This window comes from Bradyrhizobium sp. SPXBL-02 (assembly GCF_051853065.1).
Taxonomy (GTDB): Bacteria; Pseudomonadota; Alphaproteobacteria; order Rhizobiales; family Xanthobacteraceae; genus Bradyrhizobium.
In genome coordinates this window covers 3970141-3984296 of the sequence record NZ_CP182474.1, presented here as the reverse complement: position 1 = coordinate 3984296, position 14156 = coordinate 3970141, and the positions used below count along the sequence as shown (strand labels likewise).

Below are 14156 nucleotides of genomic sequence, written 5' to 3'. Positions count from 1 at the left end.
TCCAGGCGAGCCCGAAAGTGGTGAAGCCGTTCGGAAAACGTTGCAAAAAACCTGCGAAATGTGCCCTTCTTCGGCATGGCCGCGATCCTTGAATTTGGTCCCTTTCGGCTCGATGTCGAGGCGGGGATCCTGTTCCACGGTGCCGAGCCGACCGGACTCGGCCGGCGCGCCGTGCTGCTCCTCGCCCTCCTCGTCCGGAAAGCTGGAGCGCCGGTTTCGAAAGATGCCTTGATCGAGGCGGCCTGGCCCGCCCAGGCCGTTGAGGACAGCAATCTGACCGTCCAGATCGCGGCGGTGCGGCGCACGCTGGCAGACATTTCCGGCGAGACGCATTGGATCGAAACGCTGCCGCGCCGCGGCTATCGCTATGTCGGCCCCACCGTGACGCCGTCCGATCCGGATCACGCTCAGGCGACGCCGCAAGCGCCGCCGCTGGCATTGCCCGACAGGCCGTCGATCGCAGTGTTGCCTTTCACGAACTTGAGCGGTGATGCGGACGAGGACTATTTTGCCGATGGGATGGTCGATGACATCATCACCGGGCTCTCACGCATCAACTGGCTGTTCGTGATCGCGCGGAATTCCACGTTCGCCTACAAGGGCCGCGCGGTGGACGTGAAGCAGGTCGGCCGCGAGCTTGGTGTACGCTACGTCCTGGAAGGCAGCGTCCGCAGAACAGGCACACTGGTCCGCATCACCGGCCAGTTGATCGATGCGGCGAGCGGAATGCACGTATGGGCCGAGCGATTTGACCGCCGGTCCGAAGACGTCTTCGCGCTCCAAGATGACATCGCTTTGTCGACCGTCGGTGCCATCGCACCCAGCCTGCGGCGTGCCGAGATCAACAGGGTCAAGCGCAAGCGGCCGGACAGCCTGGATGCCTATGATCTCGTCCTGCGCGCCCAGCCGGACGTCGATTCCGGCATGCCCGCCCAGGTGACCCAGGCGCTCGTGCTGCTCGAACGTGCGATCGCGCTCGAACCTGCGTATGCGCTCGCGCATGGCAATGCGGCGATGTGCCATCATTGCTTGTTTCTCCGGGCCGGCTTGCAGGAAGCCAATCGCGAGGCTTCGATCCACCACGCGCGCTCGGCCATCGCCCAGGGCCAGGATGACGCGCTTGCGCTCACGCTCGCGGGTTTTTCGATCGGCATGGACGGGCATGATCGCTCCGCGGCCTTCACCGCGTTCGAGGCCGCGCTCGCCATCAGCCCATCATCGGCGCTGACCTACATTCTCGGCAGTGTCGTGCTCGGCTGGGGCGGAGATTCCGACCGCGCCATCGAGTGGAGCGAGCAAGGCCTGCGGCTCAGCCCGTTCGATTCCTGGGCTTTCGCGGCATTCGACGCCCAGGCGCTTGGGCACTTCCATCGCGGCCGATATGAGGAGGCGTGCCGCGCCGCTTACCGCTCGGTTCAGGCCAACCCTCGCCACAGCATCACCTACGTACAATTGGCCGCAGCGCTGGCAAAGCTGGGACGATTGCAGGAGGCGAAAGCCGCGGCCGCGCGGGTGCTGGAGCTACACCCGACCTTCCGCTATGGCCGTCAATTTCAGGGCGTCAACTGCGCGCCGGCGCTGGCCTCTTCGCTGGGCGACGCCCTCCGCGCTGCAGGCCTTCCCGAGTAGCGCTCGGCTCGGCCTCGCGTGGCGCTCACGTGCAGCGCGCGCTCAGCCCGGATGCGCTGAGCCTGGCCATGACCTCGTCGAGATGCGCGGCATCGCGGGTCTCGATGACGAGCTGCAGCAGCGTCGCCTTGGCCGGCAGATCGGAAAAGGTCCGCTGGTGCGAGACCTCGATGATGTTGGCACCGGCCTCGGCCAGCAGCCCCGCCACCGCGGCGAGCTGCCCCGGCCTGTCGGGGATATCGAGCGACAATTGCGTCAGCCGCCCCTCGCGCGCCAGCTCGCGGGTGAGCACGGAAGCGATCAGCCGCGTGTCGATATTGCCTCCGCTCAGCACGAGGCCGACCTTCTCGCCGGCAAAGCGAGACGGATCGGACATCAGGGCGGCGAGGCCGGCGGCGCCGGCGCCCTCGACCACGGTCTTCTCGATCGAGATCAGGGTCGCGACCGCACGCTCCAGCTCGGCTTCGTTGACGAGGGCAATGTCGTCGACGAGGCGTCGGACGATTTCGGTGGTGATCCTGCCCGGTGATTTCACCGCAATGCCCTCGGCGAGCGTATCGCCGCGCGCCGGCAGATTGCCGTCATGGATGGCGTTGTACATCGAGGGATACAGCCAGGCCTCGACGCCCAATATCCGCAGCGACGGCTTGATCGATTTCGCGGCAATGGCAATCCCGCTGATCAGACCGCCGCCGCCGATCGGGACGACGAGCGTGTCGAGCTCCGGGACCGCCTTCAGCACTTCCAGTCCGATCGTGCCCTGCCCGGCGATGACGAGCGGATCGTCGTAAGGATGGACGAAGACCATGCCGTGCGCTTCACCGTGGCTTCGCGCAAAAGCGGCCGCCTCTTCCAGCGTCGCGCCCGTGACCACCACTTCGGCGCCGTGATGCCTGGTGTTCTCGATCTTCACCATGGGCGTGCCGATCGGCATCACGATGGTGGCGGGAATGCCGAGCCGCTTGGCGTGGTAGGCAACGCCTTGCGCGTGGTTGCCCGCGGACATCGCGATCACGCCCCGCACGCGCTCTTCCGGCGTCAGCGCGGTGAGCCGGTTGAGCGCGCCGCGCTCCTTGAACGAGGAGGTGAACTGGAGGTTCTCGAATTTCAGCCAGATGTCGCAGCCGCAGATGCTGCTCAGCGTGCGGCTGTAGCTGCAGGGCGTCTCGACGACGGCGCCTTGGATGGTCTTGGCGGCGGCGTGAATGTCTTTCGGTGCGACCGGAAGGCCGCTGAGATCGGACGAGTTTTGCGACATGTCAGCCATAGGACAGCATAGAGCATTTGGCCCGGCCAGGCGATAAGCCGGCGTCTATTTGGTAAATTCACGCGATCGCGAGGCGCGCCACAGCGTCCAGAGCGTGCGCAACCGCGAGGTCGGCTGCAATGTAAACGGATTGCGTCCCGGGCGCGACAGGCGCGCGAGATCGGCCTGCGCCTGCCGCAGCAGCAGAAATGCCGGCCGCACCGGCGGCGCCAGCTGCGCCAGCAGCGATGAAGCCGCGGTCATATGCTGCCGGGCTTCACCCGCGAGTTGCTCCAGCGCCGCATGGAGATTGGGTGTCTCCTTGCCGGCGAACACATCCTCCATGCTGCAATTGTGCCTCTCCAGTACCTGCTGCGGCACGAACAATTGCCGGTGCGCGGCATCGCGCGGCAGGTTGGCGATGACCTGCACGATTCCCTGCGCCAGCCCGGCATGGCGGGCGAGATGCTCGGCCGCCTCCGACGGCGGTCCCAACACCTGCGCTGCCAGGGCGAACAGCGCCGATGAGGTCGCCGCCAGGTAACCTTCCAGCGCGGCCATGGTCGGCATCGGGTCGTTGTAGAGATCGAACTGGTGTTCCTCCGCAAGCAGCGACAGCGGCTCGACCGGCAGGTCGAAATCGCGGATCGCGCGGAGCAGCTCGGCCGCCACCGGATTGCCCTCGGCGCTGCCGTGGACTTGGCCCGACAGCATGTCGGTCCACCATTGCAGGCGGATCTCGCCGGGCAAGGGCTGGCTCACCTGGTCGCGAACGCGGACGATCTCGACGTTGAAGGCGTAGAGTGCCAGCAACGCGCGGCGCTCGGCGGCTGGCGCGAACAGGGTCGCAGCGTAGCGCGGAAAGTCATGGCTGCGCACGAGATCGGCGCAAAAGACAACTGAGTCGGGCGGCGGCGGGGGGGTGCTCATGGCACGGCGATCAGCGCGGCGGCAACCCGCCGCCGTTCACCGATCATGATGTTGTAGGTGCGCACGGCCGGGCCGGTCTGCATCGTGTCCAGCACCACCCTCACCGCCTTGAGCGCCTGACGCAGCTCGGGCGGCGGCAGCCACAGCCCGGTTCCGGTGCCGACCAGCAGCGTGTCGATGCTGTTGGCCACCACGAACACCCGATCCAGCGAATAGCGGTCGATCTTCGCGGGGTCGGTCACGTCCCAGGCCCAGATTGCGTCGGGGAGGCAGAGCAGCGAGCCCCGATGCGACATGCCGGCAAAGGCGAAGCCGCCCTTGCCATAGGCATCGATCGGCGCCGAGCGCGGGAAATGCGGAGCGTTGGGATCGCCGGCCATGAGCTTCGTCCGAATGGGCTTACTGCCCTCGCAAACGCCAGCGAGGGCATGAGGTTCGGATCATGCCTTGCTTTTCTTCGCCGGCGTCGCCGTATCGGGCGCATCTTCGCGATGCTCGCCGACGCCGAGATAGATCAGGATCGGCGCCGCAATGAAGATCGATGTGTAGGTGCCGACCAGCACCACGCCGAACATCATCACCGCGGTGAAGCTGTGGATGGCATGGCCGCCGAACAGCAGCAGCGCGAGCAGTGCCAGCGTCACCGTGACGTGGGTGATGATCGATCGCGACAGCGTCGAGTTGATGGACTCGTTGAGCAGCTGCGGCATCGGCATCTTCTTGTAGCGCCGCAGCATTTCACGGATGCGGTCGTAGATGACGACGGTATCGTTGAGCGAATAGCCGAGAATCGTCAGCAGCGCCGCGATGCTGGTCAGGTCGAAATCGACCTGGCTGATCGACATGAAGCCGATCGTCAGAACGATGTCGTGCACGTTGGCGATCATGGCGCCCAGCGCGAACTGCCATTCGAAGCGGAACCAGAGATAGATCAGGATCGCGATGATCGCGAGCATCAGGCCGAGCATGCCGTAGGCCAGGAGCTCGCCGGCGACGCGAGGACCGAGCACCTCGGTGCGCTGAATGTCGACGCTGTTGCCGAGCGCGCCGCGAAGCTTCTGCAAGGCTGCCTGCTGGGCGGCGTCGCCGCCCGGCTGCTCCGCAACCCGGATCAGCACGTTCTCGGGACCGCCGAACTGCTGCAGCTGGACCTCGCCGAGGCCCAGGGCGTCGAGCGAGGTGCGCATCGCCGCGATGTCGGCGGTGCCGGACTTCGCCTTCACCTCCAGCAGCGTGCCGCCCTTGAAGTCGATACCGAGGTTCAGGCCGTGGGTGAAGAACAGCGTGATCGCGACGATCGACAGCACGGCCGAGATCGGGAAACTGATGCGGCGGAACCGCGTGAAGTCGAAATGCGTCTCGTCCGGAACGATGCGCAGCGACGGCAACAGGCCGAGGGCCGCGACCACGGTGAGGATGGCAATGAGGACGCCGAGCCCGATGAGAACGGTGTAAGTCACGATCAGGCTCCTAGATCGGCACGCTCTGCGGCCGCTTCCACCGCACCCACCATGCCACGATCAGTCGAGTCAGGGTGAAGGCGGTGAACACCGTGGTGATGATGCCGATGCCGAGCGTCACGGCGAAGCCGCGCACCGGGCCGGTGCCGATGTAGAACAGCACCGCGGCGGCAATGAAGGTGGTGATGTTGGAATCGAGGATGGTCGCGAGCGCCCGCTTGAACCCGGCATCGATCGCCGAGATCGCGTTGCGGCCGCCGCGCAGCTCCTCGCGGATGCGCTCGTAGATCAGCACGTTGGAGTCGACCGCGATGCCGACGGTGAGCACAATGCCGGCGATGCCGGGCAGCGTCAGCGTGGCATTGAGCAGCGACAGCAGGCCGAAGATCATGGCGACGTTGATGGCCACCGCGATGTTGGCGAACACGCCGAACAGCCGGTAGGTCACGAGCATGAAGATGATAACGAGGATCGAGCCGACATAGGCGGCGAGCTCGCCCTTCTCGATCGAGTCCTGGCCGAGGCCCGGGCCGACGGTGCGCTCCTCGACGACCGTGAGCGGCGCCGGTAGCGCGCCGGCGCGCAGGAGAATCGCGAGATCGTTGGCCGATTGCACGGTGAAATTGCCGGAGATCTGGCCCTGGCCGCCGGTGATGGGCTCGCGAATGACCGGCGCCGAGATCACCTTGTTGTCGAGCACGATCGCAAACGGCAGTCCGACGTTCTCGGTGGTAGCCTGCGAGAACTTGCGGGCGCCCGACGTGTTGAACTTGAAGCTGACGACCGGTTCGCCCGTGCGCTGGTCGAAGCTCGCCTGGGCGTCGGTCAGGTCGCCGCCGGCGACCAGCACCTGCTTCTTGACCACATAGGGCGTGGGCGGCGGCGATGCGCTCGTCAGCAGCTCGGATTCCGGCGGCAACCTGCCCGCTTGCGCCTGATCCGGCGGCACCGAGGTGTCGACCATGCGGAATTCCATCTTCGCGGTCTTGCCCAGCAGCTCCTTCAGGCGGGTGGGATCCTGGAGACCGGGGACCTGCACCAGGATGCGGTCGTTGCCCTGGCGCTGGATCACGGGCTCGACGGTGCCGAGCTCGTTGACGCGGCGTTCGACGATCTGGATCGACTGCTCGATGGTCTTGCGCATGCGGTCGAGCATCGCGGCCTGCGGGACGCTGAGGCGGATCACACCGCCGCCGGCATCAGCCACCTCGAGGTCGCGCTGACCGCTGGATCCCATGAGGCCGCCCAGCGGCTGGGACAGCTCGCGCAGCTTGGCGAGTGCCGGCTGCACGTCGGTTTCCTTGGTGATGCGGACCTCGACCGCGTCGTTGCGCACCGTGACGCCGCCGGTAAAGCCGATCTTGGCGTCGCGCAGCGTCCGGCGAACGTCGTCGCGGATCTGGTCCAGCCGCTCCTTCTTCACGTAGTTGGAATCGACCTCGAGCAGGAGATAAGAGCCGCCCTGGAGGTCGAGGCCGAGCACAAGCCGGCGCTGCGCCCAGGCCGGCCACGTCTTGACCTGCGCCTCGGGGAAGAAGTTCGGGACCGCGCAGAGGCACACGATCAGCGCCGTCAGGATGATCCCGAGCGCCTTCCACCGCGTGAAATACAACATCGACTGGACCTGTCAGATCAGGAGACTTGAGATGCTCGCGGAAGCGCTCACTTCGACGCGGCGTCGTCCTTGGCGCTTTCCTTCGAGCTTTCTTTCGCCGGCTCGCCCTTGGCGCGAACGCCCGAGATCATCTGGCGCATCTGCCGCACGCGCACGCCGTCGGAAATCTCGAACTCGATCTGGTCGTCGTCGACCACCTTGGTGACCTTGCCGACGAGGCCGCCCGAGGTCACGACGGTGTCGCCGCGGCGGATGTTCTTCACGAGCTCGGCGTGGTCGCGGACCTTCTTCTGCTGCGGGCGCAGAATCAGGAAGTACATGATCACGAAGATCAGGGCGAACGGCAGCAGCGACATCAACATGCTGTTGGTGTCGCCGGCGCCCGCGGCCTGGGCATACGCAGGGGTAATCAGCATTCGGACGATCCTCGTGAGAACGGGGGAAAGCCGGTCGGGCCCTCAAGGGCGACCGGTTCGGTCAAATTCGCGCGGACTATAGCGGCCATTGCCCCAATTGCAACGCTGGCAGACCGCCCTTTTGGGCCACCTTGCGGCGGCCCCTGAGGCCCGATAAGGCTGCGTTCTCAGGAACTTCGGACATGCCCAAGAAACCAGACAAAAGCCCGGCCGGCAAAGGCCCCCGCACCCCTGCCAACAAGCCCGCCCGCGTCGCGGCAAAACGCCCCACGGCGGCGATCGCCGAGACAGGCCCCAACCTTGCCCAGGAGCGCATCGTCCGCGCCCTGGAGACCATTGCGGCGCACCTTTCCGCCCGGGGCACGCCGGCCGTCGAGCCCGAGTCGTTCAAGCGGGCCGATGCCTATGTCTGGCACCCTGACGGACGCCTCTCGGCGGTGCCGCGGGTCAGTCGCGTCGAGCTGTTCCTGCTCAAGGGCGTCGACCGGATGCGCGACATCCTGATGGAGAACACCGAGCGCTTCGCCAACGGCCTGCCGGCCAACAACGCCCTGCTCTGGGGCGCACGCGGCATGGGCAAGTCGTCGCTGGTGAAGGCGACGCATGCCAGCATCAACGCGGAGCGCAAACCGGTCGACAAGCTCAAGCTGATCGAGATCCACCGTGAGGACATCGAGACCCTGCCGGCCCTGATGGAGCAGCTGCGCGCCTCCGCCTTCCGCTTCATCGTGTTCTGCGACGACCTCTCCTTCGACGGCAACGATGCCTCCTACAAGTCGCTCAAGGCGGTGCTCGAAGGGGGGATCGAAGGCCGGCCCGAGAACGTCATCCTCTATGCCACCTCCAACCGCCGCCATCTGCTGGCACGCGACATGATCGAGAACGAGCGCTCGACCGCGATCAATCCGGGCGAAGCGGTCGAGGAGAAGGTGTCGCTGTCGGATCGTTTCGGCCTCTGGCTCGGCTTTCACCGCTGCAGCCAGGACGAATATCTCGCCATGGTACGCGGCTATTGCAGCCATTTCGGCATCAAGATCGACGACGAGGCGCTGGAGCGCGAAGCGCTGGAATGGTCGACGACGCGCGGCTCCCGCTCGGGCCGCGTCGCCTGGCAGTTCGTGCAGGAGCTGGCGGGACGGCTCGGTGTGAAGCTGACGGCGCAGTAGCGAACAGCGTCGCCTCACCCACAACTGTCATTCCCCGCGCAGGCGGGGAATCCAGTACGCCGCAGCTAATCGGCTCAACAATAACTGTCTCTGGAATACTGGATCGCCCGGTCAAGCCGGGCGACGACAGTGTGCTTGTGGTGATCGCGTGCCCTGCTCCGGGCCCGCGCCTCACGCCCCGTTCAGGAATTGAAGCGGGTCAACCGGGCTCGACCCCTTGCGGATCTCGAAGTGGAGCTGCGGCGACGCCACTTCCCCGGATTGACCCGACTTGGCAATGACCTGGCCGCGCTTGATGGTATCGCCGCGCTTCACCAACAGCTCACTCGCATGGGCATATGCGGTGACGTAGCCGTTGGAGTGCCGAACCAGAACCAGATTGCCGTAACCCTTCAGCTCGTTGCCGGAATAGGCGACGACGCCGTCTTCGGCTGCCTTGACCGGCGTCCCCTCGGGCACCGCGAGATTGATGCCGTCATTGGATTTGCCATTGGTCTTGGCGCCATAGGTCGTGACCACCTTGCCGCGGACGGGCCAGCGGAAGGTCGGCAGCGCGCCGGTGGCCTCCGCAGCCTTCGCCGGCGTCTCAGCGGGCTTCTCTTCGACATTGCTCGTGGCCTGGGCGAGACGCGCGCTCTGCACGGGCGCGGCGGCAGTGGCCATTTTGGTCGTGGGCGCCGGAGCTGCCGCGACGGGCTGGAGCGTTCCGGCCACCGGTGTGGCCGCGACCGGAGCCGCAGCAACCGGCGCCGCAACGGCGGCGGTCTTGGCGCCGGGCACGGTCAGCTTGGTGCCGAGCTTGAGCTTTGCCGACGGATCGAGGCCGTTGGCACGGGCGAGCTCTGCCGCCGAGACGTGGTTCTTGCGCGCGATGCTGGCCAGCGTGTCGCCGCGGTTGACGAAGTGCGTGCTCGGCGGTGCGGCGACGACCGCAACCGGCTTCGCAGCAGGCGCAGCCGCAACCGGAGCCATCGTGGGCGCCGGTGCAACTGTCGTCGCCGCAGACGGAATGATCAGCTGCTGGCCGGGCGAGAGCGCCCGCGGCCCCTTGTAGCCGTTGGCGGCCAGGATGGCCTGCGGCGTGACGTGATAGCGCTTGGCGAGCACGTCGAGCGTATCGCTGGTGCCGACGATGATCTTGGTCCCGCCGACCGGCTGGGCGGCCGCGACCGACCGCGGCGGCACGGTAGCCGTGGTCTCCAGGTGCGGTTGCGCCGGAGGCGCATATGAACTGACGCCGCGTCCGCCGCCGGATACGCCGCTGCCGGAGGCAACGGGATAGGATTGCGGGGCGGACACCGCGGGCGGAGGCAAAGCCTGCGACTGGTAGTAACCGGGCTGCGTTTGCGGCCGCGCGTATTGCGGCAGCTCACGCTGCGGCGGCGGTGGCTGCTGCACCGAACCGGTCTGCTCGGAGGCGAAGGGATTGGAGAAGTTCGACTGGGACAGCCGCGACGACATGTCGGCGCTGCACCCTGCAAAGCTGAAGGAGATCAGCGCCAGCACCGCGACCTGCGGCACGCGGCGCGAGTAAAGCAACTCGGCGACAGCGGACATGGTTACTCACTCGTACGCAACAGAACTGGTGTTTTAAGTAAACACGCGCCGAGTAAATAACGGCTTAACCCTCACAATAAGATGTTGGCGGCACTGCCGATCCGGGATTCTACAGCTCCCGCGCCACACCGGGCAGGGCCGGCACGAAGCGGACTTCGACGAGTTCCTTGCGCTCGATCCCGGTTTCGTTCCGGGCCAGGCGGGTCAGCGTCTGCACGCCCTGATGCGGGCCGACGGGGGCGATCAGGATGCCCCCGACCTCCAGCCGCTCGACCAGGTTCTCCGGAATCTGCTCCATCGCGGCGGTGACGATGATGCGGTCGAACGGGCCGATGTTGGGAGGCAGATTGAGACCGTCCCCGAGCATCACCTCGACATTGTGACAATCGAGCTTCTCAAGCCGGGCGCGTGCCGCCTCGGCCAGCTTGCGATAGCGCTCGACGGTTAGCACCTGGCCGGCGAGCCGCGACAGCACGGCGGCCTGGTAGCCCGAGCCAGTGCCGATTTCCAGCACCCGGTGCTGCTTCTGGAGCTGGAGCTGCTCGGTCATGTAGGCAACGACGAAGGGCTGGCTGATGGTCTGCCCGCAGGCGATCGGCAGCGCGCTGTCGCGATAGGCGCCGTCGCGATCGGCCTCGTCGACGAAATGCTCGCGCGGCACCTCTTCCATGGTCCGCAGCACGGCCTGATCGCTGATGCCACGACGCCTCAGCGTGAGCTGAAACATCATCTTTTCCGGCGGCTGCTGGTCGGGCGTCATTGCTGCTATTGCTCATCACGTCTGGCGGATCGCCGTACTGCACCGCAAGAACCCGAGACGAGAATCTTGTTCCGGCTCAGGAACTCATGATAGCCTTTCGGCGCAGCATTTGACCACAACAGGCATTCAAAGCGCTAAGCCATTTGTGGGGTTTGCGTTCGCCGAAACGCGCATTGCGTCGCCTATCGTTATCTGCGAACGTTTACGAGAATGGGCAAGGACTCAACCATGACTGCGACAGGGCTTTCGGGCCGCTCTGTTTTCCTCGTCGAGGACGAGGTCATGATCAGAATGATGGTCGCGGATATGCTGGAGGAGCTCGGCTACAAGGTAGCCGCCGAGGCGGGTGACATCACCGAGGCCATGCGGCTTGCGCAATCCACCGATTTCGACCTCGCCATTCTGGACGTCAACGTCAACGGCAAGGTCATCTCGCCGGTCGCAGATGTCATCATGGCCAAGGGCTGCCCGTTCATCTTCGCCACCGGCTACGGCTCCTCCGGCCTGCCCGAACAGTACCGCGACCGGCCGGCGCTGCAGAAGCCGTTTCAGCTCGACGCGCTCGGCAAGACCATCGAGGCCGCGCTTCGCGGCGGCTAGCCTTTATTTCAGGGTGAGGCCCAGCTGCTCCGAAAACGCTTCGTCGGTGCGGTCGAGCCTGAGCGGGGTGACCGAGACGTAGCGCTCGCGCAGCGCCGCGAGATCAGTGCCGTCGGCGGGCGTGTCGAGCATCGCGGTGCGCTCGAAGCCGATCCAGAAATAGGGATTGCCGCGGCCGTCCCTGCGCTCGTCGATCCTGAGGAAGCCGAGATTGCGCTTGCCTTGCCGCGTGACGCGGATGCCCAGCACATCCTCCGGCGCGCAGGACGGGAAGTTGATGTTGATAACGGTGTCCTTCGGAACGCCGGCGGCGATCACCTTGCGCAGGATATCCGGTCCGAATTTGCGCGCCGTATCCCAAGGCGGCCGTTCGCGCGTCTCGACGCTGAACTCCTGCGACAGCGCGAACGATGGCAATCCCAGGATGGTGCCTTCCAACGCGCCGGCAATGGTGCCGGAATAGACGACATCCTCGGCGACGTTGCGGCCCTTGTTGACCCCGGACAGCACGACATCGGGCAGCTTGGCACCCAGGATATGGCGGGCCCCCATGATGACGCAGTCCGTCGGCGTGCCGCGCACGGCGAAGTGCCGCGGGCCGACCTCGCGCAGACGCAAGGGATCGTTCAGCGACAGCGAATGCGACACGCCGGACTGGTCGAGCTCGGGCGCCACCACCCAGACATCATCGGACAAGGCGCGCGCGATCTCCTCCACGACCTTGAGGCCGGGAGCGTGGATGCCGTCGTCATTGGTGCAGAGAATGCGCATGCGGAAGGTTCGATTCCTGAAAGCGGGTCTGAGCCGTCTTATCCGGCCAGGGCCGATCAGGCAAACCGGACGATTGCGGTCCGGCGGCTGGTTCCCTGGCTGGTCCCGCTAGCGGCGAATGCGCCATTGCGGCAGGAAGCGCGCGAGCCGGCCTTCCGCACGCAGTTGCATCGCGGGCACGACCTGGTTCACGACGGAAGCCTCAATGACGCCGAGCGCCTTCAGCTGCGCCACGAACGGGTCAGACGTCGGCTCCTGCGGAAAGCGTTCGCGTGCCACGGTCAGCGCCTTGTCGAAATCCGCTGCATTGACCCCGGGCTTGGCCCGCCGGCTCTGCACGAGATCGTCGTCCCAGAGCCGCGCGATCTCGATGTCGAGAACGCCGCGGAGGCGCTGATCGACGGCCTGGATCCCGGCCCCTGTCACCGCCCATTGTCGGCCGACCCAGAAGATGTCGCGGTGCAAGGCCATGAACGGAGGGGTTCGCGTGGACGGGCCGGCAGGATAGCCGGCCGCCCGATCTTCGCAACGCGATTCTCGTCATGCCCGCGTTTTCGGACGCGAACCGGTGCCCACTTCGCGGGAAAACGCTTTAGTCGCGTGCGATCACCTTCAGCCCGCCCATATAGGGCTGGAGCACGTCAGGGACCGCGATCGAGCCGTCCTCCTGCTGATAGGTTTCCATCACGGCGATCAGCGCGCGGCCGAGCGCGGTGCCGGAGCCGTTCAGCGTGTGCACGAAGCGCGGCTTGCCGTCGGGCCCGCGCGAGCGCGCATCCATGCGGCGGGCCTGGAAGTCGCCGCAGACCGAGCAGCTCGAGATCTCGCGGAACGCCCCGCCCTCGCCCTGCCCGGGCATCCAGACCTCGATGTCGTAGGTTTTTTGCGACGAAAAACCCATATCTCCGGTGCACAGCGTCATGACGCGGTAGTGCAAGCCGAGCCGCCGCAGCACCTCCTCGGCACAGGCGAGCATACGTTCGTGCTCATCCTTGCTGGTCTCCGGCGTCGTGATCGACACCAGCTCGACCTTGGTGAACTGGTGCTGGCGAATCATCCCGCGCGTGTCCCGCCCTGCCGCACCCGCCTCGGCGCGGAAGCACGGCGTCAGCGCCGTGAGACGCATCGGCAGCTGCTTCTCGTCAACGATGGATTCGCGCACCAGGTTGGTAAGCGCTACCTCCGCTGTCGGAATGATGCCGAGACGTTCAGTCTGCAGCCGCTCATATTCGGGCGCGGCGAGCAACTCGCCCTTGATCGCCCAGAACTGGTCGTCCTCGAATTTCGGCAACTGTCCGGTACCGAACATGATCTCGTTGCGCACCAGCAGCGGCGGGTTAATCTCGGTATAGCCATGCTCGTCGACATGCAGGTTCAGCATGAACTGACCGAGCGCGCGTTCGAGCCGCGCAAGCCCCTTCTTCAGCACGACGAAGCGCGCGCCGGAGAGCTTTGCCGCCGTCTCGAAATCCATGTCACCGAGCGCGCCGCCGAGATCGTCGTGGGGTTTGGGCGCGAACGCGTAGTTGCGCCTGTTGCCGAAGACATGGCGCTGCACGTTGCCATGCTCGTCGGCGCCATCGGGTACCTCGCCGAGCGGCAGATTGGGGATTGCCGACAGCTCCCTGGCGAGCTCATCGTCAGCGGCTTTCGCGGCCGCTTCGAGGTCCGGCATCGTGGTCTTGAGCTCGGCGACTTCGGCCATCAGCTTGGCCGCACGCGCCTCGTCCTTGGCCTTCTTGGCGTCGCCGATCTCCTTCGAGGCCGCGTTGCGCCGCGCCTGCGCCTGCTCGGAGGCCAGGATCGCCGTACGCCGCTTCTCGTCGATCGCAAGCAGAGAGGCCGACATCGGCTTCAGGCCACGCCGGGTGAGGCCGGCGTCGAAGGCTTGCGGATTGTCGCGGATCGCTTTGATGTCGTGCATGGCCGTGGTCCTGGATCAGCGCGTAAACATACAACGGCAAATGTTGTAAGTTTGCATTGGCGCTTCCCCTAGCACAGGTGTC

General features: G+C 65.9%; 14 protein-coding genes. 3 read left to right on the top strand and 11 right to left on the bottom strand.

Annotated features, from left to right (window positions below):
* Positions 1-75 precede the first annotated feature (75 nt).
* Positions 76-1629: a winged helix-turn-helix domain-containing tetratricopeptide repeat protein gene (locus tag ACNJYD_RS18500; protein ID WP_212257168.1), complete on the top strand. Its 1554-nt coding sequence runs from the start codon at positions 76-78 to the stop codon at positions 1627-1629.
* Between the two features lie 25 nt (positions 1630-1654).
* Here the strand turns inward: ACNJYD_RS18500 and ACNJYD_RS18495 are convergent, their stop codons facing one another.
* From ACNJYD_RS18495 to yajC, 6 genes are read right to left on the bottom strand one after another with little or no spacing between them, the layout of a single operon-like run.
* On the bottom strand, positions 1655-2896 hold the full coding sequence (locus ACNJYD_RS18495) for a threonine ammonia-lyase (RefSeq protein WP_212257169.1): 1242 nt from the start codon (positions 2894-2896) through the stop codon (positions 1655-1657).
* A 45-nt stretch (positions 2897-2941) separates the two neighbouring features.
* Positions 2942-3805, bottom strand: coding sequence for a phytoene/squalene synthase family protein (locus ACNJYD_RS18490; RefSeq protein ID WP_212257170.1), 864 nt, complete (start codon positions 3803-3805; stop codon positions 2942-2944).
* Entirely contained in the window at positions 3802-4185 is a 384-nt protein-coding gene (locus tag ACNJYD_RS18485; RefSeq protein WP_212257171.1) for an Mth938-like domain-containing protein, read from the bottom strand. Before ACNJYD_RS18485 ends, ACNJYD_RS18490 begins: the two co-directional genes overlap by 4 nt.
* A 60-nt stretch (positions 4186-4245) precedes the next feature.
* Complete coding sequence (secF, locus tag ACNJYD_RS18480; protein ID WP_439367346.1) at positions 4246-5265, bottom strand: protein translocase subunit SecF; 1020 nt, start codon at positions 5263-5265, stop codon at positions 4246-4248.
* A gap of 10 nt (positions 5266-5275) precedes the next feature.
* Positions 5276-6880, bottom strand: coding sequence for a protein translocase subunit SecD (secD, locus tag ACNJYD_RS18475; protein WP_172783676.1), 1605 nt, complete (start codon positions 6878-6880; stop codon positions 5276-5278).
* A 47-nt stretch (positions 6881-6927) separates the two neighbouring features.
* Complete coding sequence (gene yajC, locus ACNJYD_RS18470) at positions 6928-7296, bottom strand: preprotein translocase subunit YajC (protein ID WP_439367343.1); 369 nt, start codon at positions 7294-7296, stop codon at positions 6928-6930.
* Positions 7297-7478: 182 nt separating this feature from the next.
* On the opposite strand from yajC, the gene ACNJYD_RS18465 reads away from it, so the two are divergent.
* Positions 7479-8462, top strand: coding sequence for an ATP-binding protein (locus tag ACNJYD_RS18465; protein WP_172783674.1), 984 nt, complete (start codon positions 7479-7481; stop codon positions 8460-8462).
* A 171-nt stretch (positions 8463-8633) separates the two neighbouring features.
* On the opposite strand, the gene ACNJYD_RS18460 is transcribed toward ACNJYD_RS18465, so the two are convergent.
* Positions 8634-10019 carry a peptidoglycan DD-metalloendopeptidase family protein gene (locus ACNJYD_RS18460; RefSeq protein ID WP_439367341.1) on the bottom strand — a complete coding sequence of 462 codons (1386 nt, stop codon included), beginning with the start codon at positions 10017-10019 and terminating at the stop codon, positions 8634-8636.
* Positions 10020-10128: 109 nt separating this feature from the next.
* Entirely contained in the window at positions 10129-10779 is a 651-nt protein-coding gene (locus tag ACNJYD_RS18455; RefSeq protein ID WP_439367338.1) for a protein-L-isoaspartate(D-aspartate) O-methyltransferase, read from the bottom strand.
* A gap of 228 nt (positions 10780-11007) precedes the next feature.
* On the opposite strand from ACNJYD_RS18455, the gene ACNJYD_RS18450 reads away from it, so the two are divergent.
* A complete protein-coding gene (locus tag ACNJYD_RS18450) occupies positions 11008-11379 on the top strand; it encodes a response regulator (RefSeq protein ID WP_197959430.1) in 372 nt (123 codons plus the stop codon).
* A 3-nt stretch (positions 11380-11382) separates the two neighbouring features.
* Here ACNJYD_RS18450 and surE read toward each other — a convergent pair whose 3' ends face one another.
* The 3 genes from surE to serS all read right to left on the bottom strand — a co-directional run bounded on the left by surE (position 11383) and on the right by serS (position 14074).
* A complete protein-coding gene (gene surE / locus ACNJYD_RS18445; protein WP_172783670.1) occupies positions 11383-12150 on the bottom strand; it encodes a 5'/3'-nucleotidase SurE in 768 nt (255 codons plus the stop codon).
* Positions 12151-12258: 108 nt separating this feature from the next.
* A complete protein-coding gene (locus ACNJYD_RS18440) occupies positions 12259-12621 on the bottom strand; it encodes a hypothetical protein (RefSeq protein ID WP_172783669.1) in 363 nt (120 codons plus the stop codon).
* Between the two features lie 121 nt (positions 12622-12742).
* Entirely contained in the window at positions 12743-14074 is a 1332-nt protein-coding gene (gene serS / locus ACNJYD_RS18435; RefSeq protein WP_439367334.1) for a serine--tRNA ligase, read from the bottom strand.
* Between the last annotated feature and the right edge of the window lie 82 nt (positions 14075-14156).

Coding starts and splice junctions, on each gene's coding strand:
- secD (WP_172783676.1), bottom strand. CDS start 6,880: ATGTTGTATTTCACGCGGTGGAAGGCGCTCGGGATCATCCTGACGGCG.
- yajC (WP_439367343.1), bottom strand. CDS start 7,296: ATGCTGATTACCCCTGCGTATGCCCAGGCCGCGGGCGCCGGCGACACC.
- ACNJYD_RS18490 (WP_212257170.1), bottom strand. CDS start 3,805: ATGAGCACCCCCCCGCCGCCGCCCGACTCAGTTGTCTTTTGCGCCGAT.
- ACNJYD_RS18485 (WP_212257171.1), bottom strand. CDS start 4,185: ATGGCCGGCGATCCCAACGCTCCGCATTTCCCGCGCTCGGCGCCGATC.
- ACNJYD_RS18455 (WP_439367338.1), bottom strand. CDS start 10,779: ATGACGCCCGACCAGCAGCCGCCGGAAAAGATGATGTTTCAGCTCACG.
- ACNJYD_RS18495 (WP_212257169.1), bottom strand. CDS start 2,896: ATGGCTGACATGTCGCAAAACTCGTCCGATCTCAGCGGCCTTCCGGTC.
- ACNJYD_RS18460 (WP_439367341.1), bottom strand. CDS start 10,019: ATGTCCGCTGTCGCCGAGTTGCTTTACTCGCGCCGCGTGCCGCAGGTC.
- ACNJYD_RS18440 (WP_172783669.1), bottom strand. CDS start 12,621: ATGGCCTTGCACCGCGACATCTTCTGGGTCGGCCGACAATGGGCGGTG.
- ACNJYD_RS18465 (WP_172783674.1), top strand. CDS start 7,479: ATGCCCAAGAAACCAGACAAAAGCCCGGCCGGCAAAGGCCCCCGCACC.
- ACNJYD_RS18500 (WP_212257168.1), top strand. CDS start 76: ATGGCCGCGATCCTTGAATTTGGTCCCTTTCGGCTCGATGTCGAGGCG.
- ACNJYD_RS18450 (WP_197959430.1), top strand. CDS start 11,008: ATGACTGCGACAGGGCTTTCGGGCCGCTCTGTTTTCCTCGTCGAGGAC.
- surE (WP_172783670.1), bottom strand. CDS start 12,150: ATGCGCATTCTCTGCACCAATGACGACGGCATCCACGCTCCCGGCCTC.
- serS (WP_439367334.1), bottom strand. CDS start 14,074: ATGCACGACATCAAAGCGATCCGCGACAATCCGCAAGCCTTCGACGCC.